This is a genomic window from uncultured Amaricoccus sp. (assembly GCF_937891315.1).
Classification (GTDB): domain Bacteria; phylum Pseudomonadota; class Alphaproteobacteria; order Rhodobacterales; family Rhodobacteraceae; genus Amaricoccus.
Genome location: NZ_CALAGI010000156.1, coordinates 24,586 through 48,086 on the forward strand (window position 1 = coordinate 24,586; position 23,501 = coordinate 48,086).

23 protein-coding genes and 1 pseudogene are annotated in these 23,501 nt (G+C 69.5%); 19 read left to right on the top strand and 5 right to left on the bottom strand.

The features are described from left to right. Nucleotides 1-3 precede the first annotated feature (3 nt). Nucleotides 4-1,239: a c-type cytochrome biogenesis protein CcmI gene (gene ccmI / locus Q0480_RS15420; RefSeq protein ID WP_299134246.1), complete on the bottom strand. Its 1,236-nt coding sequence runs from the start codon at nucleotides 1,237-1,239 to the stop codon at nucleotides 4-6. Between the two features lie 351 nt (nucleotides 1,240-1,590). Between ccmI and Q0480_RS15425 the strand changes: the two genes are divergently transcribed. The 11 genes from Q0480_RS15425 (at nucleotide 1,591) to Q0480_RS15475 (ending at nucleotide 12,028) form a co-directional block, all read left to right on the top strand. Beyond that, the gene (locus Q0480_RS15425) at nucleotides 1,591-2,838 is read left to right on the top strand and encodes a sarcosine oxidase subunit beta family protein (protein ID WP_299134248.1); all 1,248 of its coding nucleotides are present in this window, start codon (nucleotides 1,591-1,593) and stop codon (nucleotides 2,836-2,838) included. A 90-nt stretch (nucleotides 2,839-2,928) separates the two neighbouring features. Further along, nucleotides 2,929-3,240, top strand: coding sequence for a hypothetical protein (locus Q0480_RS15430; protein ID WP_299134250.1), 312 nt, complete (start codon nucleotides 2,929-2,931; stop codon nucleotides 3,238-3,240). 37 nt (nucleotides 3,241-3,277) lie between these two features. Further along, nucleotides 3,278-3,601, top strand: a complete 324-nt coding sequence (locus Q0480_RS15435) for a sarcosine oxidase subunit delta (RefSeq protein ID WP_299134252.1) — start codon at nucleotides 3,278-3,280, stop codon at nucleotides 3,599-3,601. Next, nucleotides 3,598-6,609 carry a sarcosine oxidase subunit alpha family protein gene (locus Q0480_RS15440; protein WP_299134253.1) on the top strand — a complete coding sequence of 1,004 codons (3,012 nt, stop codon included), beginning with the start codon at nucleotides 3,598-3,600 and terminating at the stop codon, nucleotides 6,607-6,609. Before Q0480_RS15435 ends, Q0480_RS15440 begins: the two co-directional genes overlap by 4 nt. Further along, on the top strand, nucleotides 6,602-7,129 hold the full coding sequence (locus Q0480_RS15445; protein ID WP_299134255.1) for a sarcosine oxidase subunit gamma: 528 nt from the start codon (nucleotides 6,602-6,604) through the stop codon (nucleotides 7,127-7,129). Before Q0480_RS15440 ends, Q0480_RS15445 begins: the two co-directional genes overlap by 8 nt. Before the next feature lie 91 nt (nucleotides 7,130-7,220). After that, complete coding sequence (locus Q0480_RS15450) at nucleotides 7,221-7,988, top strand: transporter substrate-binding domain-containing protein (protein WP_299134257.1); 768 nt, start codon at nucleotides 7,221-7,223, stop codon at nucleotides 7,986-7,988. 61 nt (nucleotides 7,989-8,049) lie between these two features. Beyond that, nucleotides 8,050-8,811, top strand: a complete 762-nt coding sequence (locus Q0480_RS15455; RefSeq protein WP_299134259.1) for a transporter substrate-binding domain-containing protein — start codon at nucleotides 8,050-8,052, stop codon at nucleotides 8,809-8,811. A 48-nt stretch (nucleotides 8,812-8,859) separates the two neighbouring features. Further along, on the top strand, nucleotides 8,860-9,552 hold the full coding sequence (locus tag Q0480_RS15460) for an ABC transporter permease subunit (protein WP_299134261.1): 693 nt from the start codon (nucleotides 8,860-8,862) through the stop codon (nucleotides 9,550-9,552). Then, a complete protein-coding gene (locus tag Q0480_RS15465) occupies nucleotides 9,542-10,231 on the top strand; it encodes an ABC transporter permease subunit (protein ID WP_299134262.1) in 690 nt (229 codons plus the stop codon). The genes Q0480_RS15460 and Q0480_RS15465 overlap by 11 nt, the downstream gene beginning before the upstream one ends. A gap of 37 nt (nucleotides 10,232-10,268) precedes the next feature. After that, a complete protein-coding gene (locus Q0480_RS15470) occupies nucleotides 10,269-11,462 on the top strand; it encodes an RSP_2647 family RNA methyltransferase (protein WP_299134263.1) in 1,194 nt (397 codons plus the stop codon). Continuing rightward, nucleotides 11,459-12,028 (top strand): RSP_2648 family PIN domain-containing protein, encoded by a 570-nt coding sequence (locus tag Q0480_RS15475; RefSeq protein WP_299134264.1) that lies wholly within the window; start codon nucleotides 11,459-11,461, stop codon nucleotides 12,026-12,028. The genes Q0480_RS15470 and Q0480_RS15475 overlap by 4 nt, the downstream gene beginning before the upstream one ends. A 55-nt stretch (nucleotides 12,029-12,083) precedes the next feature. Here Q0480_RS15475 and Q0480_RS15480 read toward each other — a convergent pair whose 3' ends face one another. Together Q0480_RS15480 and Q0480_RS15485 are read right to left on the bottom strand one after the other, a co-directional pair. Beyond that, on the bottom strand, nucleotides 12,084-13,157 hold the full coding sequence (locus Q0480_RS15480; protein ID WP_299134265.1) for a patatin-like phospholipase family protein: 1,074 nt from the start codon (nucleotides 13,155-13,157) through the stop codon (nucleotides 12,084-12,086). 146 nt (nucleotides 13,158-13,303) lie between these two features. Next, nucleotides 13,304-13,465, bottom strand: a pseudogene (locus Q0480_RS15485) (3-hydroxybutyrate dehydrogenase); the annotation flags it as partial. A gap of 365 nt (nucleotides 13,466-13,830) precedes the next feature. Between Q0480_RS15485 and Q0480_RS15490 the strand changes: the two are divergent. The 5 genes from Q0480_RS15490 (at nucleotide 13,831) to Q0480_RS15510 (ending at nucleotide 18,562) form a co-directional block, all read left to right on the top strand. After that, nucleotides 13,831-15,618 carry an extracellular solute-binding protein gene (locus Q0480_RS15490; protein ID WP_299134348.1) on the top strand — a complete coding sequence of 596 codons (1,788 nt, stop codon included), beginning with the start codon at nucleotides 13,831-13,833 and terminating at the stop codon, nucleotides 15,616-15,618. A 302-nt stretch (nucleotides 15,619-15,920) separates the two neighbouring features. Further along, nucleotides 15,921-16,187 (top strand): hypothetical protein, encoded by a 267-nt coding sequence (locus Q0480_RS15495; RefSeq protein WP_299134267.1) that lies wholly within the window; start codon nucleotides 15,921-15,923, stop codon nucleotides 16,185-16,187. A gap of 133 nt (nucleotides 16,188-16,320) precedes the next feature. Further along, nucleotides 16,321-17,055 (top strand): TerC family protein, encoded by a 735-nt coding sequence (locus Q0480_RS15500; protein WP_299134269.1) that lies wholly within the window; start codon nucleotides 16,321-16,323, stop codon nucleotides 17,053-17,055. Between the two features lie 242 nt (nucleotides 17,056-17,297). Next, nucleotides 17,298-18,224 carry a J domain-containing protein gene (locus Q0480_RS15505; RefSeq protein ID WP_299134270.1) on the top strand — a complete coding sequence of 309 codons (927 nt, stop codon included), beginning with the start codon at nucleotides 17,298-17,300 and terminating at the stop codon, nucleotides 18,222-18,224. Continuing rightward, entirely contained in the window at nucleotides 18,221-18,562 is a 342-nt protein-coding gene (locus Q0480_RS15510; protein WP_299134272.1) for a chaperone modulator CbpM, read from the top strand. Before Q0480_RS15505 ends, Q0480_RS15510 begins: the two co-directional genes overlap by 4 nt. A 13-nt stretch (nucleotides 18,563-18,575) precedes the next feature. On the opposite strand, the gene Q0480_RS15515 is transcribed toward Q0480_RS15510, so the two are convergent. Both Q0480_RS15515 and Q0480_RS15520 read right to left on the bottom strand, forming a co-directional pair. After that, on the bottom strand, nucleotides 18,576-19,604 hold the full coding sequence (locus tag Q0480_RS15515) for a M10 family metallopeptidase C-terminal domain-containing protein (RefSeq protein ID WP_299134274.1): 1,029 nt from the start codon (nucleotides 19,602-19,604) through the stop codon (nucleotides 18,576-18,578). A gap of 26 nt (nucleotides 19,605-19,630) precedes the next feature. After that, nucleotides 19,631-20,617 carry a D-glycerate dehydrogenase gene (locus tag Q0480_RS15520; protein ID WP_299134275.1) on the bottom strand — a complete coding sequence of 329 codons (987 nt, stop codon included), beginning with the start codon at nucleotides 20,615-20,617 and terminating at the stop codon, nucleotides 19,631-19,633. A gap of 154 nt (nucleotides 20,618-20,771) precedes the next feature. Here Q0480_RS15520 and Q0480_RS15525 point away from each other — a divergent pair, with 154 nt between their 5' ends. The 3 genes from Q0480_RS15525 to Q0480_RS15535 all read left to right on the top strand — a co-directional run bounded on the left by Q0480_RS15525 (nucleotide 20,772) and on the right by Q0480_RS15535 (nucleotide 23,483). Then, entirely contained in the window at nucleotides 20,772-21,323 is a 552-nt protein-coding gene (locus Q0480_RS15525; protein ID WP_299134277.1) for an SH3 domain-containing protein, read from the top strand. Nucleotides 21,324-21,654: 331 nt separating this feature from the next. Next, nucleotides 21,655-22,521 (top strand): ATPase, encoded by an 867-nt coding sequence (locus Q0480_RS15530; protein ID WP_299134279.1) that lies wholly within the window; start codon nucleotides 21,655-21,657, stop codon nucleotides 22,519-22,521. Then, nucleotides 22,518-23,483, top strand: a complete 966-nt coding sequence (locus Q0480_RS15535) for a cation diffusion facilitator family transporter (protein ID WP_299134280.1) — start codon at nucleotides 22,518-22,520, stop codon at nucleotides 23,481-23,483. Before Q0480_RS15530 ends, Q0480_RS15535 begins: the two co-directional genes overlap by 4 nt. The last annotated feature ends 18 nt before the right edge of the window (nucleotides 23,484-23,501 follow it).

The following is a 23,501-nucleotide window of genomic DNA, read 5'->3' on the forward strand; positions in this document are numbered from 1 at the left end:
CACTCACTGCGTCAGCCCCGCGAGCCGCGCCGCCTCGGCCAGCGTGGCGAGGGCGGCCGGATCGGCGGCGTAGGCGGCGCGCGCCTCGCTCCAGACCGCCGCGGCGTCGTCCATCCGACCCTGGACGCCGAGCGCCTGGATGAGCTGCGCCCATTGCGCCGGCGGGCCGCCCTCGGTGGCGAGCCGGTCCCTCAGCCGCTCGACCATGCCGGCGATCATGCCCTCGCGTTCGGCGGGCGTCATCGCGGCGGCGGCGTCGATCTCGGCCTGGCCGGGGCCCGCGGCGCCGGTATCGGGGGGCGGCAGGCCGGCTTGCCGCGCCACCTCGCCGATCCCGGCCTTGATCGTCGCAACCCAGGGCGCGTCTGGCGGACCCTCGGTCAGAAGCCCCGTCCAGAGGCCATAGGCGAGGTCCGGCCGCCCGCCCTGGATCAGCGTCACGCCGGAATAGAAGCGCCCGGGCTTGCTGGTCGGATCGAGCGCCAGCGCCCGGCCAAGCGCGGCTTCCGCTTCGGGCGAGACATAGCCATTCGCGGCGAGGATCATCAGTTCGGCCCATTCGACGAGATCGTCGGCCGTCGCCCGGTCGCCGAGGATGCGCACCACCGCGCCCTGCGCCACCCGCGCCTCCTGCCAGCGGCCGAGCGCGCTCATGTTGCGCGACAGGAGGCGATGGCCCTCCAGATCGTCGGGGCGGTCGACCAGCACCGTCCGCAGCTTGTCGAGCAGCGCGGCGTCCTCGAGCCCGAGCTTCGGCGCCGTGTCGGGGGGCGCCTGCTCGGTCAGCATCGCCTCCACCGCGTCCTGTCCCGGCCGCGCGGCGCGCAGCTTCGCATCCGCCTCCATCCGCGCCCGCAGCGGCGCGTCCGGCAAGCCCGGCGCGCCGATCCGCGCATAGAGCGCGGCGCCGGCCAGCGCCAGCGCGGCGATCAGCCCGAGCGCCACCGCCCGCGACAGGCCGCGCGGGGCCGCGCCGTCCGCCACCGCGCCCGCCGCGCCGTCGGCCGCCGCCAGCAGCCGGCGCGAGACTTCGACCCGGCTCGCCTCGGCCTCGGCCTCGGTCAGGACGCCCCGCGCGCGGTCGGCCTCGACCTCGCGCAACTGGTCGCGATAGATCCGCATGTCATAGCTCGCCCGCGGCCCCTCGGCGCGGCCGCCGCGCAGCATCGGTGCCAGCGCAAGCCCGAGGCTCGCCAGCGCGAGGCAAGCCACGACCCCCCAGAAGAGCACCTCCGCCACGCGGCCGCCCCTGTCGGCTACCCGGCCCGGAGGCCGGAGCCCGGCGCCGCGCCGGGCTGGGCCGTCGGGGTCGCGGGTCGGTGGGTCGGGGACGGGGCAGTCATCGCGGGCGGAACCCTCCATCGCCGCTGGGCGGCCATCTCCCATCGCCGCGGCGCGGCGCGGCCATCTCCGGCGCCGGCGCGGGCCGCCGCCGCGCGGGCCTGGACCCTAGCCAGTCACGCGCCGCGCGGCAATCGGCCATTCGGCGCGCCGCGATGTCGTGAACGCGGTTCGAAGCGCCGGAACGGGTCTTGGCCCCCGCGGCGGAATGGGGCAAGAGAAAGCGGCATTTCCCCCGGAGCCGCCGCCATGCGTCGCTATTCCGTTTTCGCCATCGCGCGCGAAGCCCTGCGCCACCATGCCGGCTGGGATCGCGCCTGGCGCGCGCCCGAGCCGAAGGCCGCCTATCGGGTCGTCATCGTCGGCGCCGGCGGGCACGGGCTCGCCACCGCCTACTATCTCGCCAAGAACCATGGAATCCGCGACGTCGCGGTGCTGGAAAAGGGCTGGCTCGGCGGCGGCAATACCGGGCGCAACACGACGATCATCCGCTCGAACTACCTGCGGCCGGCCTCGACCGCGATCTTCGAGAAGGCGCGCGGCCTTTACGAGACGCTGAGCCAGGATCTGAACTTCAATATCATGTTCAGCCCGCGCGGCGTACTGATGCTCGCCCAGACCGAGCACGAGCTCCGCGCCTGGAAGCGCACCGCCCATGCCAACCGCCTCGCCGGAATCGAGAGCGAGATGGTGAGCCCGGCGCGGATCAAGGAGATCGCGCCGCCGATCAATCTCGACGGCCCGCGCTATCCGGTGCTCGGCGGCCTGTGGCAGCCGCGCGGCGGCACCGCCCGGCACGACGCGGTCGCCTGGGGCTATGCCCGCGCCGCCTCCGACATGGGCGTCGACATCATCCAGAATTGCGAGGTGATCGGCGTCGACCGCGACGAGGCCGGCGTCACCGGCGTCCGCACGACGCGGGGCGCCATCGCGACGAAGCAGCTCTGCATCGTCGTCGCCGGTTCCTCGACCGTGCTCGCCGACATGGCCGGCTTCCGCCTGCCGGTCGAAAGCCTCGCGCTGCAGGCGCTGGTCTCCGAGCCGGTGAAGCCGGCGATCGACTGCGTGATCATGGCGAACACCGTGCACGGCTATGTCAGCCAGTCCGACAAGGGCGAGATGGTGATCGGCGGCGGCACCGACGGTTTCAACAACTATACCCAGCGCGGGAGCTTCCAGCATGTCGAGGAGACGCTGCGCGCGCTGATCGAGACCTTCCCGATGCTCAGCCGGCTGAAGATGCTGCGCCAGTGGGGCGGCATCGTCGACATGACCGGCGACCGCTCGCCGATCATCGGGCCGACGCCGGTGCCGGGCATCTTCATCAATTGCGGCTGGGGCACCGGCGGCTTCAAGGCGATCCCCGGCTCCGGCTGGGCCACCGCCGAGATGCTGGCGAGGGGCGCGCCGGGCGAACTCGCCGCGCCCTTCGGCCTCGACCGCTTCCGGGAGGGCCGGATGATCGACGAGAGCGTCGCCGCGGCGGTGGCCCATTGATGTCCACTCCTCACGCGAATGTGAGCCTTCGCGCCGGTAATATCGGTCGCGGTCGCCCGAAGGGTTCAATGGAACCCTTGGGAGACTGCCATGACCATCCGACCGGCCCTTCGGCCCGTTCTCTTCGGCGGCGCGGCCGTGATCATCTGCGTGGTCGCGGGCATGATGGCCTACTGCCTGTCGCACCGCGTCCAGGCGATTCATCTCGCGACGCTGGCGCTGCTCACCACCTCGGGCGCGCTCGTTTCGCGCATCTTCGAGGGGCTGGCGCAGCGCAGGCAGAGGCGGAGCGGGCTCGACATGCAATGCGTGGCCGCGGACGACGAACTGCTCTTCGCCCGCTCCGTGCCGCTGGTGGTGCCGATCGCGGGCGCGCTGTTTTCCTACTACATCATGATGTAGTCCGTCCCTCGCTCATCGTGAATTCCCGAGGTCTTCCATGCTGTCGCTGACCTGTCCCTGCTGCGGCGTGGAAGCCGAGGAAACCGAGTTCGCCCCCGGCGGCGAGGCGCATCTGAAGCGCCAGGGCCCGGGCAGCGACGACGCGGATTTCGCCGCCTATCTCTTCGAGCGCCGCAATCCGCGCGGTGTGCATTTCGAGCGCTGGCGCCATGCCTATGGCTGCGGCAAGTGGTTCCATGTCGCGCGCGACACCGCGACGCTGGAGGTGTTCGGCGCCTATCCCGCCCGCGCCCCGGCCCCGCCCGCGCCGCTCATCGCCGCGATCAGGATCCGTCGCCCGGATTGGAAGGGCTGGTCATGAGCACGCGTCTCGCCAGCGGCGGCGCGCTGATCGACCGGACGCGCCCGCTCGATTTCACCTGGAACGGCAAGCGCCTGCGCGGCTATGCCGGGGACACGCTCGCCTCGGCGCTGCTCGCGAACGGCGAGACGCTGGTCGGGCGCTCCTTCAAGTATCACCGGCCGCGCGGCATCGTGGCGAGCGGGCCGGAGGAGCCGAACGCGCTGGTCCAGCTCGGCACCGGCGCGCGGGCCGAGCCGAATGTCCGCGCCACCACCACCGAGCTTTTCGAAGGCCTCGCCGCCGCGCCGCAGAACTGCTGGCCGAGCCTCGCCTTCGATGTCAGCGCGATCAACGCCCGCCTCGCACCTTTGTTCCCGGCCGGCTTCTACTACAAGACCTTCATCCATCCGCGCGCCGCCTGGAAATCGCTGTTCGAGCCGGTGATCCGTCGCTCCGCCGGCCTCGGCGTCGCGCCCGAGGAGGCGGACGCCGACGGCTACGAATATTTCTACGCCTTCGTCGATGTGCTCGTGGTGGGCGGCGGGATCGGCGGCCTCGTCGCGGCGCTCGCCGCCGGGCGGGCCGGCGCCCGGGTGCTGCTCATCGAGCAGACCGCGCATTGGGGCGGTCGCGCGCTCACCGACGGCCCGCGGATCGAGGGGCGGCCGGCGGCGGACTGGATAGCCGAAACGCTCGCCGCGCTCGACGCCCTGCCGAACGTCTCGCGCCGCGCGCGCATGATGGCGGCCGGCGTCCATGACCATGGCTATGTGCTGGCGCAGGAGCGGCTGACCGACCACGCGCCCGGCGCGGCCGGTCCCCGGCACCGCCTGTGGCGCATCCGTGCGAAGCGCGTGGTCACCGCGACCGGTGCCATCGAGCGGCCGCTCGCCTTCGCCGGCAACGATCTGCCGGGGGTGATGCTGGCCGGCGCCGCGCGCGATTTCGTGGCACTCTGGGGTGTCAGCCCCGGCGACCGCGTCGTGCTCGTCACCAACAACGACGACGCCTATCGCACCGCGATCGCGCTCAAATCCGCCGGGCTAGACGTGCCGGCGATCCTCGATGCCCGGCCTTCGGCGACCGGCGCGCTCCCCGTCGAGGCCCGCGCGCTGGGCCTGCGGGTGCTGGAGGGCAGGGGCGTCGCCGCGGTCAAGGGCGGCAAGCAGGTCACCGGCGTCCGGGTCTGCGCCCAGGCGGGCGAGGGCGCGGTGCTGGAGGACATCCCCTGCGACGCCGTCGCCATGTCCGGCGGCTGGTCGCCCGTGGTCCATCTCTGGTCCCATTCCGGCGGCAAGCTTGCCTGGAACGAGGCGCTGGCGCATTTCGCCCCCGACCCTTCGCGCCCGCCGCTCGGCGCCGACGGCGCGGGTTTCGTTGTTTCCGCCGGCTCCGCCTCGGGCGTGCTCGAGGCGGCCGCGGCGCTCGACGATGCGCACCGCGCCGGCCTGCGCGCCGCGGCCGAGACCGGCCATTCCGTCAACCTCGCCGCCCCGGCGGCGGAGGCGGAAGCGGAAGCGCCGATGATGCCGGTCTGGTCGATGCCGCAAGGCGCGGCGCCCGGTTTGCGCGCCAAGGCTTTCCTCGATTTCCAGAACGACGTGAAGGTCTCGGACGTCCGCCTCGCCGCGCAGGAGGGCTATGCCTCGGTCGAGCATACCAAGCGCTATACCACGCTCGGCATGGCGACCGATCAAGGCAAGCTCAGCAATATCAACGGCCTCGCCGTGCTCGCCGATGCCTTGGCCGCGCCGATCCCGGCCGTCGGCACCACGACCTTCCGCCCGCCCTATGCGCCGGTGACCTTCGGCGCGCTGGCGGGCGAGGCGCGCGGGCCGTTGTTCAAGCCGACCCGCAAGACGCCGATCGACGGTTGGTCCGACGCGAACGGCGCGCATTGGGAGCCGGTCGCCGACTGGCGCCGGCCCTATGCCTATCCGCGGGGCGGCGAATCCGTCGCCGAGGCGGTGACCCGCGAGATCCTGAACACCCGAAGCAACGTCGGCCTGCTCGATGCCTCGACGCTGGGCAAGATCCTGGTGAAAGGCCCGGACGCCGGTCGGTTCCTCGATCTCGTCTATACCAGCATCATGTCGAGCCTCGCCGTCGGCCGCTGCCGCTATGGGCTGATGTGCAACGAGAACGGCTTTCTTTTCGATGACGGCGTGGTGGTTCGGCTGACCGAGGACAGCTTTCTCTGCCACACCACTTCCGGCGGATCGGACCGGGTGCATGCCTGGCTCGAGGAATGGCTACAGACCGAATGGTGGGATCTGAAGGTCTTCACCGCCAACCTGACCGAGCAATATGCCCAGGTCGCCGTGGTCGGCCCCAAGGCGCGCGCGGTGCTGGAGACGCTCGGCGGCATGGATGTCTCGCGCGAGGCGCTGCCCTTCATGGCCTTCGCCGAAGGCGCGCTGGCCGGCGTGCCGGCCCGCGCGTATCGCATCTCCTTCTCCGGCGAGCTCAGCTACGAGATCGCGGTGCCGGCGGCGCGGGGCTTGGAGTTCTGGGACGCCTGCCTCGCCGCCGGCGCGGCGCAGGGGGCCCAACCCTATGGCACCGAGGCGCTGCATGTGATGCGGGCCGAGAAGGGCTTCATCATGATCGGCGACGAGACCGACGGCACGGTGATCCCGCAGGACCTGAACCTCGGCTGGGCCGTCTCGAAGAAGAAGTCCGACTTCATTGGCAAGCGCGCCCAGGCGCGGGCGGATCTGACCCGTCCGGACCGCGAGACCCTGGTCGGCCTCCTGACCGAAAATCCGATGGAGGTGCTGCCCGACGGCGCCTACGCGGTCGCGGAGCCGGTCGCCGCGGAAGGACCGACGCGGACCATCGGCCACGTCACCTCCAGCTACTTCTCGCCGACACTTGGCCATTCGATCGCCATGGCGCTGATCGAGGGCGGGGCGGGGCGGCTCGGCCAGACGCTCGATTTCCCGGTCGGCGCGGGCGGGGTCATCCGGGCGCGGGTGGTCGATCCGGTCTTCCTCGACAAGGAAGGGAGCCGCCAGGATGTCTGACGTCGTCGTCTCGCAACCGACCGCGCCGGGGATGATCACCTTGCGCTACGATTTCGCGGCGCCGGGGGCGCAGTCGGCGCTGCTCGGCGCCACCGGCTGCGTCATGCCGGGCACACGGCGCATCGCCTTTTCCGGCGACCGCGCGCTCGCCTGGATGTCGCCCGACGAGGCGATGCTGTTCCTGCCCCACGCCCAGGCGCCGTCCGTCGCGGCGGAGATCGCGGCGAAGCTCGCTCCGGCGCCCTGCCTCGCCGTCGATGTCTCGGACGCGCGGGTGATCTTCCGCCTGAGCGGTCAGGGCGCGCGCGAGGTGCTGGCCAAGGGGGCGCCGGCCGATCTCTCGCCCGCGGCCTTCGGGGTCGGCGACTTCCGCCGCACCCGGGTCGGTCAGGTCGCCGCCGCCTTCTGGCTGCGCGAGGACGGCGCCTTCGATCTGATGTGCTTCCGCTCGGTCGCCGAGTACATGCGCCTCTGGCTTGACACCGCCGCCCGTCCGGGCAGCCTGCCGGGCTATCTTTAGCACAGCCTGCCAGCCGGCAGGCGATGGCGCGCTTTGCTTTCGGGCCCGGCTCCGCTACACTGGCGCACGGCTCCTTATTGCAGAGGCCACCATGCGTTTTCTCCTCGGTTTCGGCGCCGCCGTCGCCTTGATGGCGGCGCATCCGGTCGCCGCGCTCGATATCTGCGTCGAGGGGGCCTACCCCCCGTTCTCCCAGGTTCTGGAGGACGGCGCGATGGTCGGGTTCGACATCGACATGGCGAATGCGCTCTGCGCCCGCATCGGCGAGAGCTGCGATCTCGTCCGGACCAACTGGGACCGGATGATCCCGACGCTGCTCGACGGCGGTTGCGACGCGATCGTCGCCTCGATGTCGAGCACGGAGCCGCGCAAGCGCCTGATCGATTTCACCGCGCCCTACTATCGCTCGCCCGGCCGCTTCGTCGCGCGCGACGGGGCGGGGCTCGCCGATACGCCGGACGGCCTCGCGGGCAAGGCGATCGGGGTCCAGCTCGGCACCGTCAACCAGTTCTTCGTCCAGGCGCATTATCCCGAGGCCGCGCTCCGCGTCTATGTCACGCAGGAGCATGTGCTGATGGATCTCGAGGCCGGGCGCCTCGACGCGGTCTTCGGCGAGGCGGCGCAGCTCGAGGCCGGCTTTCTCGAGACCAGCGCCGGCGAGGGTTTCGCCTTCTTCGGCGGCGAGCATTTCGATCCCGCGATCCAGGGCGCGGGCGCGGCGATCGGCGTGCGCAAGGACGAACCGGCGCTGCGCGACGCGCTATCGAGCGCGATCGCGAGCATCCGCGCCGACGGCAGCTATCAGGAAATCGCGGCGAAATACTTCGACTTCGACATCTACGGCGGCTCCGGCTCCTGAGCCGCCTTGACGGCGGATCACCGTCGCCTAGGCTGCGGGAACCTAGGAACAGGAGATCCGCATGAAGCGCAGCCTTTGCGCCCTGGCCGTCGGCGTATGTATCGCAGCCGCGACGCCCGCCCTCGCCCTCAATGTCTGCGTGGAAGGCGCCTTCCCACCGTTCTCCGAGACCGCGCCCGACGGCTCGATCGTCGGATTCGACATCGACATCGCGCAGGCGGTCTGCGCCGAGATCGGCCAGAGCTGTACGCTGCTCAAGGTCGACTGGGACGGCATGATCCCCGCGCTGCTCGAAAAGAAGTGCGACACGATCATCGCCTCGATGTCCGCGACGCCGGAGCGCCAGCAGGTGATCGACTTCACCAGCAAATACTACAACGTGCCAAACCGGTTCGTCGGTCGCGCCGACGCCGGCCTGACCGACACGACCGAGGGGCTGGCCGGCAAGGTCATCGGCGTCCAGCGCGGCACCACCTGGAACGCCTTCGTCGAGAAAAACTACCCGGAGGCGCAGCTCCAGCTCTATGGCACGCAGGACGAGGCCTTCCTCGATCTCTCCGCCGGGCGGGTCGACGCGGTGATGGCCGACGTTCTGACCCTCGATGTCGGCTTCCTGAAGACGCCGGCCGGCGCGGGCTTTGCCATGTTCGGTGAGAATCACCTCGATTCCGACATCTTCGGCGATGGCCTCGCCTTCGGCGTGCGCAAGGACGATACCGCGCTCCGCGACCAGTTGAGCGCCGCGATCCTCGCCATCCGGGCCGACGGCGAGTATGACGCGATCCAGAAGAAGTATTTCGACTTCGACATCTATGGCGGCTGACCGCGCCCACGGTCCGCGCACCGGACGCCCAGCCGGAGCGCCCGCCGCATGGAGGCGCTGATCGCCTATGCCCGCCCCCTGGCGCAGGGGGCGGTGGTCACCGTCGGCCTCGCCGTGCTGTCGCTGGCGCTCGCCACGTTGCTCGGTGGTCTCGGCGCCTACGGGCGGCTCGGCGGCGGCCGGTTTGGCGCGTGGCTGGTGTTCATCTATACCACCATCGTCCGCGGCATTCCCGACCTCGTGGTGATCCTGCTCGTCTATTTCGGTGGCCAGCGGCTGGTCAACACGCTCGCCGCTGCTCTCGGCGCCGAGGCGGGATTTCAGGTCTCGCCGTTCGTCGCCGGCACCGTCTCGATCGGCTTCATCTATGGCGCCTATCTGACCGAGACCTTCCGCGGCGCCTACATGACCATTCCCCGCGGCCAGATCGAGGCCGCGCAGGCGCTTGGCCTCCGGCCGGCGCCGCTGCTCCTGACCGTGACCCTGCCGCAACTGGTGCGCGCGGCTTTGCCCGGCTATGCCAACGTGTTCCAGGTGCTGGTGAAGTCCACCGCCGTCGTGTCGGTGATCGGCCTCGCCGACATGGTCGGCATCGCCAACAGCGCCGGCAAGAGCGTGCGCGAGCCCTTCGCCTTCTTCGTCGCCGTCATGCTGTTCTACCTGCTGCTGACCTGGGCCTCGACCACGATCTTCGAGACGCTGGAACGTCGCTACGCGCGGGGCTTCGCCAATGCGCGTTGATCTCGTGCTGGCCAATTGGCACCTGTTCGCCAACGGCGTCTGGATCACGCTCCAGCTTACCTTTCTCGCGTTGGCCATCGGCTTCTGCATCGGCCTGCCGTTCGGCCTCGCCCGCGCGCGCCGGGTGCCGTATCTCTCGCCGGCGATCAACGCCTATGTCTATCTCTTCCGCGGCACGCCGCTGCTGGTGCAGACCTTTCTCATCTACTACGGCCTGTCGCAGTTCGAATGGATCCGCGACGGCTGGGCCTGGATCTATCTGCGCAGCGCCTGGTGGTGCGCGCTCATCGCCTTCTCGCTGAACTCCGGCGCCTATGCGACCGAGATCATCCGGGGCGCGATCCAGTCGGTGCCGAAGGGTGACCTCGACGCCGCCCGCGCGCTCGGGCTGCGGCCGCTGTTCGTCAACGCGCTGATCCTGATCCCCGTCGCGCTGCGCCGCGCGCTGCCGCAATATGGCAACGAGGTGGTTTTCATGCTGCACGGCTCGGCGGTGGCGAGCGTCATCACCTTGCAGGACATCCTCGGCGCCGGCCGCACGCTGAATGCGAAATTCTATCTCGCCTACGAGGGGTTCGTCACCGCGGCGCTGCTCTATATGGCGATCACCTTCGTGCTCGTCGCGATCTTCCGCGGGCTGGAGCGGCGCTATCTCGGCCATCTCGACCTGTCGCACTAAGCTTTCGTTCCGCCGCGCGACGGGATAGGCAGGCGCCATGTCAGACCGTCCCGTCGTTCGCCTGCTGCCCAAGACCGCCGCCCAGCCGTTCCGCTTCGGGGCGCCTTGGGTCTATGCCGACCAGATCGTGCTCGACCGCCGCACGCGGGCGATTCCGGCGGGTTCCATCGTCGAGCTTCAGGACGGCGAGCAGCGCACCCTCGGCGCCGCCGGTTTCAACGCGGGGTCCAAGATCGCGCTGCGCCTGCTTGACCGCGATCCCGCGGCGGTGGTCGATCGCAGCTGGTTCGAGGCGCGCCTTTCCCGCGCGCTGTCGCTGCGCGAGGCCTTGTTCGACGCGCCCTGCTACCGCCTCGTCCATGCCGAGGCCGACGATCTGCCCGGCGTGGTCATCGACCGCTTCGGCGACGCCGCAGTGATCCAGCCGAACGCCGCCTGGGCCGAGGCCAATCTCGCAGCGCTCGCCGAGGCGCTCCAGGCCGTGACCGGGGTCTCGATCGTGGTCAAGAACGCCGCCGGCCGCGCCCGGGGGCTCGAAGGCCTGCCCGAGGAGTCGGGGCTCCTGTCTGGCGCGCTCGCAGCACCGGTGCCGGTGCCGATGAACGGCGCCACCTATTTCGCCGACCTGCTCGGCGGCCAGAAGACCGGGCTGTTCTACGATCAGCGCCCGAACCACGCCTTCGCCGCGCGCCTCGCGCGGGGCCGCGCGATGCTCGATGTCTTCGCCCATGTCGGCGGCTTCGCCCTCGCCGGCCTCGCCGCCGGTGCCACCTTGGCCCTCGCCATCGACGGTTCGGCGCCCGCGCTGGCGCTCGCCGAGGCGGGCGCCGAGGCGAGCGGCGTCGCCGACCGTTTCACCGCGCGCAAGGGCGACGCCTTCGACACGATGACGGCGCTGGCGGGAGAAGGCGCGCGCTTTGGTCTGGTCGTCTGCGATCCGCCCGCCTTCGCCCCGAGCAAATCCGCGCTCGAAGCCGGGCTGCGCGCCTATGAGCGGGTCGCGCGCCTCGGCGCCGCCTTGGTCGAGCCGGGCGGTTTTCTCGTGCTCTGTTCCTGCAGCCACGCCGCCGACCTCGCCCGCTTCCGCGAGGCAAGCCTGCGCGGCGTCGGCAAGGCCGGTCGGACCGCGCGCATCCTCGCAACCGGCGGCGCGGGGCCGGACCATCCGACCCATCCCTATCTCGCCGAATCCGCCTATCTGAAGGCCTTGTTTCTGCGCCTCGGCCCGTGAGGTCCGGGCCGGTCACGCCGGAGCGCGTCCTTCTCGATGCGAATGTGCTCTTTCCGACGGTGCTGCGCGAGATGCTGATCGGTACCGCGCGGCGTGGCGGCTTCGTCCCGCTCTGGTCGCCGCGCATCCTCGAGGAATGGGCGCGCGCCACCCGCCGGCTTCCGTCGGGCGCCGAGGCCATCGCCCGTGCCGAGATCGCATTGCTGCGCGCCGACTGGCCGGGGGCGGGGGTGACGCCGCCCGACGCGCTGATCGCCGGCCTCGACCTGCCCGACGCCGACGATCGCCATGTGCTCGCCGCCGCCATCACGGGCGGGGCGACCGCGCTCCTCACGCTCAACCGCGCGGACTTTCCCGGCTGGCGCCTCGCCGCCCACGGGATTCAGCGGCGCGAGCCGGACGGCTTCCTGCTGGAACTCTGGCATGCCGGGACCGATCTTCGCGCGGTGGCCGCCGAGGTCCGTGCCCGCGCCGAACGCGCCGGCGGTCAGCCCCGCGATCTCCGCCCGCTCCTGAAGCGCGCGGGCCTCCCGCGCCTGGCAAAGGCGCTCGAAGCCTCCGGCTGATCCGGAAGCGGCTTCCTGATGATGCAAACGCCCCGGCCGGAAGTCGCAGCTCGCTTCAGACCAGGGCCCCGGGCGAATCGAGAATCCCCCGCACATCGACCGAGGAGCATTCGCCGATTTGCGCACCGTGCCGCGTGAGGAAATGCGCCATCGCGGCATAGCCGGCGTCGCGGAGTTGCAGGATCAGTGCCTTGCTCGGCGTCATCTTGGTCACGATGCCGAGCTGGTTCATCAAGGCGTCGTCGCTGACCGAATGCACGTTGTTGCGTTTCATCCGGTCCGGCGGCAGCAGCCCCTCGTCCAGCAGCCGGTTGACGAAGACGATGACGCGCAATTCCTGCAACAACGAGGCATTGAAGCTGATCTCGTTGATCCGGCTCGCGATTTCCTGCGCGCTGCGCGGCAGTTCCTCGCGATACAACGGATTGATATGCACGATGAGCAGATCGGTCGCACGCGTATGATAATGCAGCGGATACAACGCGGGATTGCCGATATAGCCGCCGTCCCAGTAGGCCTCGCGGCGGCCGGTGCGCGGATCGTCGATCTCGATCGCCTGATAGAGCGTCGGCAGGCAGGCCGAGGCCAGGATCGCGTCGGTGGTAATCTCGCCGCCCATGAAGATCCGCGGCTTGCCGTCACGGACATTGGTCGCCGAGATGAAGAGCTTCGGCCCGACGGCCGAGTGCATCGCGCGGTCCGCCGTCAGGTTCTCCACCACGGAGCGCAGCGGGTGATAGTTCATCGGATTGAACTGATAGGGCGAGAATACCCGGGTGATCGCCTCGGTCGCGAGCGTTTGCGGCGCGAATTCCAGCACCCGCGCGGTTACCGAGGGCGAAGGCGAGACCGCGCGCAGCCAGTCCATGATCGCCTCGGAGAACACGTTTTCGAGCCCGGCGAGGCCCAGCCAGAAATCCGCCAGCGCAGCCCGCGCGCCGGCGCGGCCGTCCTCGGTCCAGCCGCGCTTCAGCGCCGCGGCGTTCATCGCGCCGGCGGAGGTGGCACTGACGCCCTCGATCTCGATCTCCTCCTCCTCCAGCAGCCGGTCGAGCGCGCCCCAGGTGAAGGCGCCATGCGCGCCGCCGCCCTGAAGCGCCAGGTTCAGCACCTTCTTCGCGGCGCTCATGGCGCGGTCCGGCCGCCATCGACCGCCGGGGTCGGCTGGCGCGTTGGCGGAACGTCGCGCGCCACCCGTTCCCGGGCCATGCCGTACGGCGTCATCATGTCGGGGATCCGCGCCGCGACGAGCGGGGGCGGGACATGGACGCGGCGAACGCCGTGCTCCGCGGCGATACGATCGGCCAGCGCGTGGTCTTCGCCGGTGTCGGAAAGGGAATTGAGCACGACGTCCGCGCCGCGCTTCGCCAGCTCCCGCGCGACCCCGCGCCCGGAATTCGAACCGGTGACGACCACGCATTTCTCCGAAATGGACATCCGATCTCAACCTCTCCGCCTGTGAATGGTCGGGCCGATTTAGATGCGGCGGATGCGAAAGAACAAGTCGTCGCGGTGAGCGGTCGCGCAAGACGGCGCGGCGAAATCGCCCAGTCGGAGAGCGATCGTCCCGTCTGGGCAGGGTACGCGGAGGGAGGGTGCGACAAAAAAAAGACGCCCTCACGAGGAGGGCGTCAAGTCGTTGAGGCAGGTTTCATACAGGCAAGAAACCTATCGAGCAGTGGAACCCTTATACGAAATCAAAGGCCTATCGCCAAGACAAAAATCTTGATGCGGCCCCGTCTGGGGGTGGTTTAGAGTGGGTATGGCTAATCGATCGATAGGATGTGATGGATATGACACGCATGCTCCGGGCGGCGCGGCGGTTCGGTCTCGCTCTGGCGCTGCTGCCCGCGATCGCCGCCGCCGAACCGAGCCACGGCATAGCTATGTATGGCGACCCCGCGCTTCCACCGGATTTTGTGTCGCTGCCCTATGCGAACCCGGACGCGCCCAAGGGCGGAACCATCGTCTTCGGCGAGACCGGCGGGTTTGATTCCCTCAATCCCTATATCCTCAAGGGCCGGGCGGCCTACCCGATCCAGAGTCACGTCTTCGAGACGCTGATGGCCCGGAACTGGAACGAACCCTTCTCGCTCTATGGCCTGCTTGCCGAATCGATCGAGGTGGCGCCCGACCGCTCCTCGGTCGAATTCACCCTGCGCGACGGCGCGAAATTCTCCGACGGCAGTCCGGTGACGGTCGAGGACGTGATCTGGTCAATGGAGACTCTCGCCGAAAAAGGCCTGCCAAGATATTCCAATTCCTGGGATAAGGTCGCGCGCATCACGCCGGTGGGCACGCGCGGCATCCGCTTCGAATTCAGCGGTGCCGATTCCGAATTGCCGCTCCTCATCGGCCTGCGGCCGATTCTCAAGAAGGCGGACTGGGAGGGGGTCGATTTCTCCGAGAGCGGCTTGCGCGTGCCGATCGGGTCCGGTCCCTACCGCGTCGGCGCCTTCGAGCCCGGGCGCTTCATCACCTTCGAGCGAAACCCGGACTATTGGGGCAAGGACCTGCCGATCAACCGGGGGCTGAACAACTTCGACAAGATCCGCTATGACTATTTCGTCGACAAGGGCGTGATGTTCCAGGCCTTCGTCGCCGGCGAGCTCTCGGTGTTCCGCGAGCTCAATCCGGTGCGCTGGCAGAGCGACTACGGCTTTCCCGCCGTCGCTTCGGGCGCGGTGGTGAAATCCGAGATCCCGCATGGCCGGCCCTCGGGCATGGAGGGATTCGTCTTCAACACCCGCCGCCCGCTGTTCCAGGACTGGCGCGTGCGGGACGCGCTGCTCCATGCCTTCAACTTCGAGTTCATCAATCGGACATTGAACGGGGGCGAGCAGCCGCGGCGGACGAGCTATTTCTCGAATTCGGCGCTCGGCATGGGAACCGGGCCGGCGGAGGGGCGGGTGCGCGAGCTTCTGCTGCCCTTCGCCGACTCCCTGACCCCCGGCGCGCTGGACGCCTATGCGCCGCCGGTTTCCGATGGTTCGCCGCGCAACCGCGCGAACATGCGTGTCGCCACGAAGGAGCTGACCGAAGCCGGCTGGGAAGCGCGGGACGGCAAGCTCAGGAACGCCGAGGGGCAGCCCTTCGCCTTCACCATCCTGCTGACCGGGTCGCAGAACGAGGCGGTGAGCGGCGTCTTCGTCGATGCCCTGCGCCAGCTCGGGATCGAGGCGCGGGTGCAGATCGTCGATCAGGCGCAATATAACGAGCGCCGTAATTCCTACGACTACGACATGATCGTCAATGCCTGGAACATGTCGCTCAGCCCTGGCAACGAGCAGTATCTCTACTGGGGTTCGGACGGGGTGACCAAGCCCGGCACCCGCAATTACGCCGGGATCGACAGCCCGGCGGCCGAGGCGATGATCGCCGAATTGCTCGCCACCCGCGACGAGGCGGATTTCGTCGCGGCGGCGCGGGCGCTCGACCGCGTGCTGACCACCGGGCGCTATGTGATCCCCTTCGCGTTCTCGGACGTCAGCCTGATCGCGCACAAGGCGGACCTGAAATTTCCCGAGACACTGCCGGTCTATGGCGACTGGATCGGCTGGCTGCCCGAGGTCTGGTGGCAGGCGCCGTGAGGCGGCGAGGGAGGATTTCCCCGCCGGACCTTGGCCCCGTGGTGCCTGAACGCGGGGGCCGTCGCCCTCGCCCTCGCGCTCGGCTTGCGCGCGCCGTCGCCGACCTCCGCCGCCACTCTCGCACCTGCCCATCACGGCGCGAATGGTCGGCTACACCACCCTTGGCCGTTGGCTGCTCTCGACGCCTGTCGGCGGCTGAAAAGAGCCGCTTCGACGGGGGCGCGGCGGGTAGTGCTTTTCCAACAGGTCCGGCGCGGTTAACCTTTTCCGACGAGTTTTATCGGCAAAGGGGGAGAAGGTCGGTGCTGCTGCTCATCGTGGAGGACACCGAAGACGTGGCAGAGGCCATCGCCGCCTCGCCGATGTCGCTCACCCGGCGCGAATTCAGCCTGCCCGAGGCGCCGAGGGCGAATCGGACGCGCATCATGCCGAAGGAGCGGCGGTTCTCGATGAAGGAGGAGGTCGGCCTCGATGCGATCGAGACCTGCGTCGCGCGCCTGCGCCGCGGGCTCGAGGGCAAGGGGGTGCGATCCGCACGCTGCGCGGCCTCGGCCATCAGCTGGTGCTGACCGACTGAGCCAACCGCCGCCTGTCAGGGTGACGACAGGCTGATCAATCAAACGCACCACCGGTGGAGCGTGAAGCGGCGACCTTGCCGCGCGGCCCCCGGAGACCGCGACGAACATAGACCCGAGGAGTCCCATGGAATTTTTCGCCACCCATTTCGCTTTCCTGTCCAGTCCGGAGGGCTGGGCCGCGATGGTGACGCTGATCGCGATGGAGATCGTTCTCGGTATCGACAACCTGATCTTCATCTCGATCCTGACGAACAAGCTGCCTGCCGAGCATCGCGCGCGGGCGCGCCGGCTCGGCATTTCCGCCGCGCTGATCATGCGGCTGATCCTGCTCGCGACCATCGCCTATATCGTCGGCATGACCGCGCCGGTATTCACCGCCTTCGGCCATGCCTTCTCCTGGCGCGATCTCATCCTCATCGCCGGTGGCCTGTTCCTCGTCTGGAAGGCGACGAAGGAAATCCACCACACCGTCGATCCGGTCGATCATGAAGACAGCACGGTGGGGCAGGCGATCAATATCTCGCTCGGCGGGGCGATCTTCCAGATCCTCCTGCTCGACCTGGTGTTCTCCGTCGATTCGATCATCACGGCCGTCGGCATGACCGACCATCTGGCGATCATGTACATCGCCGTCATCGTTGCGATCACGGTCATGATGGTGGCGGCGACCCCGCTCGCCAATTTCATCGAGAAAAACCCGACGATCGTGATGCTGGCGCTCGGCTTTCTCTTGATGATCGGCATGACGCTGATCGCCGACGGCTTCGGCTTCCATGTGCCCAAAGGCTACATCTACGCCGCGATGGGCTTCTCCGCGCTGGTCGAGGGACTGAACATGCTGGCTCGGCGGCGGCGTTGAAATCCGGCGTCGGGGCCGGATCTGGCCCCGACGTGACAGGCTGTCGACAGATTGCGGCGCGATGAACGCCGCGACATCGACAAGGCGATGGGATCGCAATGCAACTCGACGGCCTGCTTCACGGCGCCCGTCCGCCCGGTCACCTGGCCCTTGCCCGCCCGGGTCGAAGGGTTGCACCCGCGCGCGCCTTGGCTATCGTGGGGGCCGCGCATTGACTGCGCGCGGCGCGGCCGGAGCCCGGAATGAACGACCCCTACGAGACCCTCGGCCTGACCAAGGCGGCGACGGACCAGGAGATCCGCGCCGCCTTCAAGAAGCTGACGCGGAAATATCATCCCGATCTGCATCCCGGCGACGCGGCGGCCGAGGAGAAGTTCAAGGATATCTCGGTCGCCCATGACCTGCTCGGCGATGCCGAGCAGCGGCGACGCTACGACGCGGGCGAGATCGACGCGGCGGGACAGGAGAAGCCGCGGCAGCGGTACTACCGCGATTTCGCGGAAGGGCCGGCGCATTCTTCCTACGCCGCGCAGGAAGGATTTTCCAATCCCGAGGATCTCGAGGAATTCCTGTCGCAGGCTTTCGGCGCCTCGGGCGGCTTTCGCGCGCGGCGCGGGGCCGAGATGAAGGCGCGCGGGCAGGATGTGAGCTATACCATGCCGGTCTCGTTTCTCGACGCCGCGAATGGTGCGACGCGGACCATCACCCTGCCGGAAGGCAAGGTGCTGCGGGTGACGATCCCCGAGGGGGCGGAGGATCAGCGGACGCTGCGGCTGAAAGGGCAGGGCGGTCCGGGCTATGGAGGCGGGTCGGCGGGCGACGCCTATGTCGAGATTCGCGTCGAGCCGCATGCCTTCTTCAGGCGCAAGGACGACGATATCCATGTCGAGGTGCCGGTCACGCTGAGAGAAGCGGTGCTCGGCGCCCGGATCGAGGCGCCGAGCCTGACCGGGCCGGTCAGCGTGACGGTGCCGAAAGGCTCCAACAGCGGGAAGGTGCTGCGCCTGCGCGACAAGGGGGTGCGCAACACCAGGTCCGGGGTCCGGGGCCACCAGTTCATTACCCTCAAGGTGGTGCTGCCGAACGGCGACGAGCCGGAACTGGCGGCTTTCCTCGAAGGTTGGACCCCGCGCGACAAGGCGAATCCGCGCAAGGAGATGTTGCCATGACCCGCGCCGAGGACCTTATCGCCTCGATCACCGTGCTCAACCGGACCGATCTCGAGATCTGGCTGCGCGAGGAGCTGGTGACGGCGACGGCGGACGGCGAGACGCTGGTCTTTACCGAGATGGAATGCGCGCGGGTGCGTCTGATCTGCTCGCTCCGCTACGAGCTCGAGGTCGAGACCGAGACGCTGCCGGTGGTGATGTCGCTGCTCGACCAGCTCTACGAGACCCGGGCGCGCCTCCTGTCGCTGACCGCCGCCGTGACGCGGCTCGACCCGGAAGCGCGCGGCCGCGTCCTCGCGGGTCTGGCCGAGGCCGGGCGCGAGACGGCGGAATCCTGAGCCGCGCGCGGGTTCAGAGGATGAAGTCATCGGTGTGAAGGCGGGGGACGTCGACCAGGCGAACCTCGAAATCGGCCGCGCCGTCGCCGTCGGTGTCGGCGGAGAGGATGCCCCGGGCATAGCGCAACTCGCCGGCTTCGTGGCCAAAGGCGGCACGGCCGATGAAGTCGAATTCCTGCGTGCCGTGCGTCGTGGCGTCGGCGTCGAAGCGGAGATCGAGCCGGTCGAGGCGGGAGTCGAAATCGCGGATCACGTCGCGCGCCGCGCCGTCCGGCGAGTCCGATACGGCGCGGAACAGGAAGATGTCGGCACCGGAGCCGCCGACGAGCTGGTCCGTGCCGGAGCCGCCGCGCAGCCGGTCGGCGCCGGCGCCCCCGAGCAGCCTGTCCGCGCCCGCGCCGCCGGAGAGCGTGTCGGCGCCGCCGAGCCCGAGCAGCCGGTCGTCACCGCCCAGCGCCTCGACGCGGTCGGCGAAGGCGGTGGCCTCGATCCGCTCGCCGCTCCCGGTGCCGCGGATGGTCGGGACGCGGGGATCGACCGCCTCGCCGAACCAGACGTTGAACACGCGGCCCGCGTAGATGCCGGCGCCGGAGCGGGTCTCGAGGCCGATGCCGATCGCCTGGAACCCGACCGAGGCCCAGGCACCGCTGTTGGTCAGGATGGCGTTGTGCGCCGCCGAAGCCTTCCAGACCTCCAGCGCGGCCGCGCCGTTCGCCGCGCCGGCGGCGCTGATCTCGTAGCCGGGCGATGCGTAGCCGGTGCCGAGTCGCTCCGGCGCCTCCCACATCGCCTCGGGCGAGCCGCCGGACCCGTGGTACCGGGCGTCGCTCCAGTCGTGCAGGTCGGAATGGCCGGGATCGTCCGGCCAGATGTTCTCGCGGGTGTCGACCACGTGCCGGCCGGCGGTGACGGTCAGCGCGCGGGAAAGCGGCAGCGGGTCGAGCCCCTGCGCGTCGCGATAGGCGATGATCCGGTGATAGAGGTCCAGCTCGGCGAGGCTCAGCCCGTCCTGCGCGTTCGCCTTGTAGATGTCGGTGCTCACCGGAAGCTCCCCCTCCAGGCCAGCCCTCAGAGCATGGAGGGCACGACCTGATCCGGCGGGCGATGTCCGTCGGCGAAGGTCTTGATATTGATGATGACCTTCTCGCCCATCTCGAGCCTGCCCTCGATCGTCGCCGAGCCCATGTGCGGCAGCAGCAGCACGTTCGGCAGTTCGCGCAACCGCGGATTGACCTCGTGGCCGTGCTCGTACACATCGAGGCCGGCGCCGGCGAGTTCGCCCGCGCGCAGCATGCGGGTCAGCGCGTTCTCGTCCACCACCTCGCCGCGGGCGGTATTCACGAGGTAGGCGGTCGGTTTCATCAGCTTCAGCCGGCGGGCGTTCATCAGATGGAAGGTCGAGGGCGTGTGCGGCACATGGATGCTGAGGATATCGACGCGGGCGAGCATCTGGTCGAGGCTCTCCCACCAGGTCGCCTTCAGACGCTCCTCGTTCTCGGGCCGGACGCGGCGGCGGGCATGGTAGTGCACTTCGAGGCCGAAGGGCGCGGCGCGGGCGGCGACCGCGCGGCCGATGCGGCCGAGGCCGAGAATGCCGAGCCGCTTGCCGGCGATCCGGTGCCCCATCAGCGCGGTCGGGCTCCAGCCCTGCCATTGGCCGGAGCGCATGGTCTCGGCGCCCTCGGGCACGCGGCGGGGCACGGCGAGGATCAGCGCCATCGCCATGTCGGCGGTATCCTCGGCCAGCACGCCCGGCGTGTTCGAAACGGTGATCCCGCGGCGAAGCGCCGTCGCGACATCGATATGATCGAAGCCCGCGCCGTAGTTGGCGATCAGCTTCAGCCGCGGGCCGGCCTGGGCGAGCAGGCGCGCATCGATCCGGTCGGTGATGGTCGGCACCAGCACGTCGGTTTCGGCCATCGCGGCGGCCAGCGCCTCGGCCGACAGCGGCAGGTCGTCCTGGCTGAGCGTCACATCGAACAGCTCGCGCATCCGCGCCTCGACCGGTTCGGGCAGGCGACGGGTGACGAAGACGGTCAAGCGTGGGGAGGCCATGCGCTTTGCTGTTCCTCTGGGGAGTGATTTTCGCTATGCTAGGCGGATAATTGCACGGGCGGGTCCGGAAAATCCAGACACTTCCCGGCGCCGAGGTTCTGAGCAGGATAATCGCCTCATGCGTGGCTTTCGACGTGGCTTTCGGGCGGGCTTCGTGTCCGCGTCCGTACGGGGCGCGGCCTTCGCGCTGGCGCTTTCGCTCCTCGCGGCGCCAGTCGGGATCACGGCGGGCATGGCGGCCGACGCACCGCCGCGGGTCGCCGCCGAGGCCGCGGGGTTCGGGCCGGTGACGCGCCTGCCGTTGCCGCGCTATGTCTCGATGCGGGCCGAAAGCGCCAATGCGCGGCGCGGGCCGAGTCTCGACCAGCGCGTCGACTGGGAATTCGTGCACCGCGGCCTGCCGCTGGAGATCACGGCGGAATATGGCAACTGGCGGCGGGTGCGCGACGCGGAGGGCATGGGCGGCTGGGTGCATCACACGCTGCTCTCCGGGGCACGGACCGCGCTGGTGCTCGGCCCCGAGCGCGCGACCCTGCTGGAAGAGCCGAGGGCGGAGGCGCGGGTGGTGGGGCTGTTCGAACCCGGGGTCGTCGCCCGGCTCGAAGCCTGCCAGGGCGACTGGTGCGAAATCGGGGCGGCGGGCGTCGAGGGCTGGCTGCCGCGCGCCACGATCTGGGGGGTCGGGCCGGACGAAACCCTTGAATGACGGCGAGGCGGCGCACCGATCCCTGGCGCTCCGCGCGGAGGCTCCCGCGGGGCGTAGCCCTTGGGCCCGGCGGCCGCGGCGCGGCCGCCAAAGGAGCGGCCTGTTGGCCGCGAGTCTTTTTTCTCCCCGCCTGTTGGCGGGGCCCCTCGTCCTGCCCGATAGGAATTCTGCCAATATGAAACTGGAAGAAGCCTAGGGGCGGCATGGTCCCGTAGGGCTCCTGGCGCACTGGAGGGCTGAGCCCCGGGTCAGCGAGGGCGCGCGGGAGGTTCCGGTTGCGCGGCGTCGTCGCTGCGGCTAGGCAGGGCGCGGATTTCAGGTGGACCGCCGAATGCTCTATGAGACGTCCCACGACTGGAACCGCGCGCCGAGCAAGCGGGCGACGCTGTTCGGCATGTCCGGGCTGGGCAAGACCCGGATCTCGAGCATGCTGCGCGACGATGGCGGCTGGTTCCACTATTCCGTCGATTTCCGCATCGGCACCCGCTACATGGGCGAGCATATCGTCGATAATTTCAAGCGCGAGGCGATGCGCAATCCGTTCCTGCGCGAGTTGCTGCGCTCGGATTCGATCTTCATCGCCTCGAACATCACCTTCCAGAACCTCGCCCCGCTCTCGACCTATCTCGGCAAGCCGGGCGATCCGGCGAAGGGCGGCATTCCGTTCGACGAATATCTGAGGCGCCAGCGCCAGCACCGCGCCGCCGAGATCGCCGCGACCCGCGACACGCTGCTCTTCATCGAGAAGGCGCGCGAGATCTACGACTACCGGCATTTCGTCTGCGACACCTCCGGCTCGCTCTGCGAGGTCGTCGATCCCGACGACGCGGACGATCCGGTGTTGCGCGATCTCGCGGCGGCGACACTGCCGGTCTGGATCCGCGGCACCGAGGAGCATGTCGAGGAACTCGCCGCCCGCTTCGACCGCGCGCCGAAGCCGATGTATTATCCCGAGCCTTTCCTGGTGGCACTCTGGGACGAATTCTGTGCGACACGGCGGATCGCACCGGAGGCGGTCGATCCCGACGCCTTCATCCGCCACGGCTTTCGCGCGCTGATCGCGCACCGCCTGCCGCGCTATCGGGCGATCGCCGAGAAATGGGGCGTCACCATCGAGGCGGCGGAGGCGGCGGCCGTGCGTTCGCCCGCCGATTTCGAGGCGCTGATCGCGCGTGCCATCGACCGGAGCCGGGCATGACCCCGGACGGGGATCAGCTGCGCGACGGGCATGATCATGGCGGGCAGGGCCATTCCCATTCCCATGGCCATCATGCGAACACGCGGGCGGTCGGGTTCGCCGCGCTGCTGACCGGCGGCTTCATGATCGTCGAACTGCTGGGCGGGATCGCCGCCGGCTCGCTGGCGCTGATCGCCGACGCCGGACACATGCTGACCGATTTCGCGGCGCTCGCCTTCGCCTGGTTCGCCTTCCGCGTGGCCCGCCGCCCGGCCGACGCGCGGCGGACCTATGGCTTCGACCGGCTGTCGGTGATGGCCGCCTTCGTCAACGGGCTCGCGCTCTTCGCCGTCACCGCCTGGATCATGATCGAGGCGGTGGAGCGGCTGACCGACCCGCGGCCGGTGACCGGCGGGCTGATGCTGGCCGTCGCGGTGGCGGGGCTCGTCGTCAACATCCTCTCATTCTGGGTCCTGTCGCGCGGCGATCGGGAGAATCTCAATCTCCGCGCGGCGATCCTGCATGTGATCGGCGATCTGCTCGGCTCGGTCGGGGCGATTTTCGCGGCGCTCGTCATCCTCGGCACCGGCTGGTATCCGATCGACCCGATCCTCTCGGTGCTGGTGGCGCTGCTCATCCTGCGCTCGGCCTGGCGGGTGGTTCGCGAGAGCGGGCATATCCTGCTGGAGGGCTCGCCCGCCGGTTTCGATGCGGCCGCCATCGCGGCCGACATCGCCGGCGCGGTGCCGGGCGTGGCCGAGATCTGCCATCTGCATGCCTGGTCGATCAGCGAGGAGCGGCCGATGGTGACACTGGAGGCGATCCTCGCACCCGCCACCGACCCGGAAACGGCGCGGGCCGCGATCAAGGCGCGCCTCGCCGAGCGCTTCGGCTTCGACCATGCCACGGTCGAGATCAAGGCCGCCGCGAAACCCTCGTCCGGGGCGTCCGGATTGCCACCGGGCCGCGCCCGTCCTATCTAGCCGGTCTTCGCCACGAAA

What these genes read in the sequence shown, in the direction of transcription:
- Q0480_RS15530 (WP_299134279.1), top strand. Translation starts at nt 21,655, where the DNA reads ATGCTCTATGAGACGTCCCACGACTGGAACCGCGCGCCGAGCAAGCGG.
- Q0480_RS15465 (WP_299134262.1), top strand. Translation starts at nt 9,542, where the DNA reads ATGCGCGTTGATCTCGTGCTGGCCAATTGGCACCTGTTCGCCAACGGC.
- Q0480_RS15520 (WP_299134275.1), bottom strand. Translation starts at nt 20,617, where the DNA reads ATGGCCTCCCCACGCTTGACCGTCTTCGTCACCCGTCGCCTGCCCGAA.
- Q0480_RS15490 (WP_299134348.1), top strand. Translation starts at nt 13,831, where the DNA reads ATGCTCCGGGCGGCGCGGCGGTTCGGTCTCGCTCTGGCGCTGCTGCCC.
- Q0480_RS15430 (WP_299134250.1), top strand. Translation starts at nt 2,929, where the DNA reads ATGACCATCCGACCGGCCCTTCGGCCCGTTCTCTTCGGCGGCGCGGCC.
- Q0480_RS15480 (WP_299134265.1), bottom strand. Translation starts at nt 13,157, where the DNA reads ATGAGCGCCGCGAAGAAGGTGCTGAACCTGGCGCTTCAGGGCGGCGGC.
- Q0480_RS15500 (WP_299134269.1), top strand. Translation starts at nt 16,321, where the DNA reads ATGGAATTTTTCGCCACCCATTTCGCTTTCCTGTCCAGTCCGGAGGGC.
- Q0480_RS15460 (WP_299134261.1), top strand. Translation starts at nt 8,860, where the DNA reads ATGGAGGCGCTGATCGCCTATGCCCGCCCCCTGGCGCAGGGGGCGGTG.
- Q0480_RS15505 (WP_299134270.1), top strand. Translation starts at nt 17,298, where the DNA reads ATGAACGACCCCTACGAGACCCTCGGCCTGACCAAGGCGGCGACGGAC.
- Q0480_RS15510 (WP_299134272.1), top strand. Translation starts at nt 18,221, where the DNA reads ATGACCCGCGCCGAGGACCTTATCGCCTCGATCACCGTGCTCAACCGG.
- Q0480_RS15455 (WP_299134259.1), top strand. Translation starts at nt 8,050, where the DNA reads ATGAAGCGCAGCCTTTGCGCCCTGGCCGTCGGCGTATGTATCGCAGCC.
- Q0480_RS15435 (WP_299134252.1), top strand. Translation starts at nt 3,278, where the DNA reads ATGCTGTCGCTGACCTGTCCCTGCTGCGGCGTGGAAGCCGAGGAAACC.
- Q0480_RS15470 (WP_299134263.1), top strand. Translation starts at nt 10,269, where the DNA reads ATGTCAGACCGTCCCGTCGTTCGCCTGCTGCCCAAGACCGCCGCCCAG.
- Q0480_RS15425 (WP_299134248.1), top strand. Translation starts at nt 1,591, where the DNA reads ATGCGTCGCTATTCCGTTTTCGCCATCGCGCGCGAAGCCCTGCGCCAC.
- Q0480_RS15450 (WP_299134257.1), top strand. Translation starts at nt 7,221, where the DNA reads ATGCGTTTTCTCCTCGGTTTCGGCGCCGCCGTCGCCTTGATGGCGGCG.
- Q0480_RS15535 (WP_299134280.1), top strand. Translation starts at nt 22,518, where the DNA reads ATGACCCCGGACGGGGATCAGCTGCGCGACGGGCATGATCATGGCGGG.
- Q0480_RS15445 (WP_299134255.1), top strand. Translation starts at nt 6,602, where the DNA reads ATGTCTGACGTCGTCGTCTCGCAACCGACCGCGCCGGGGATGATCACC.
- Q0480_RS15440 (WP_299134253.1), top strand. Translation starts at nt 3,598, where the DNA reads ATGAGCACGCGTCTCGCCAGCGGCGGCGCGCTGATCGACCGGACGCGC.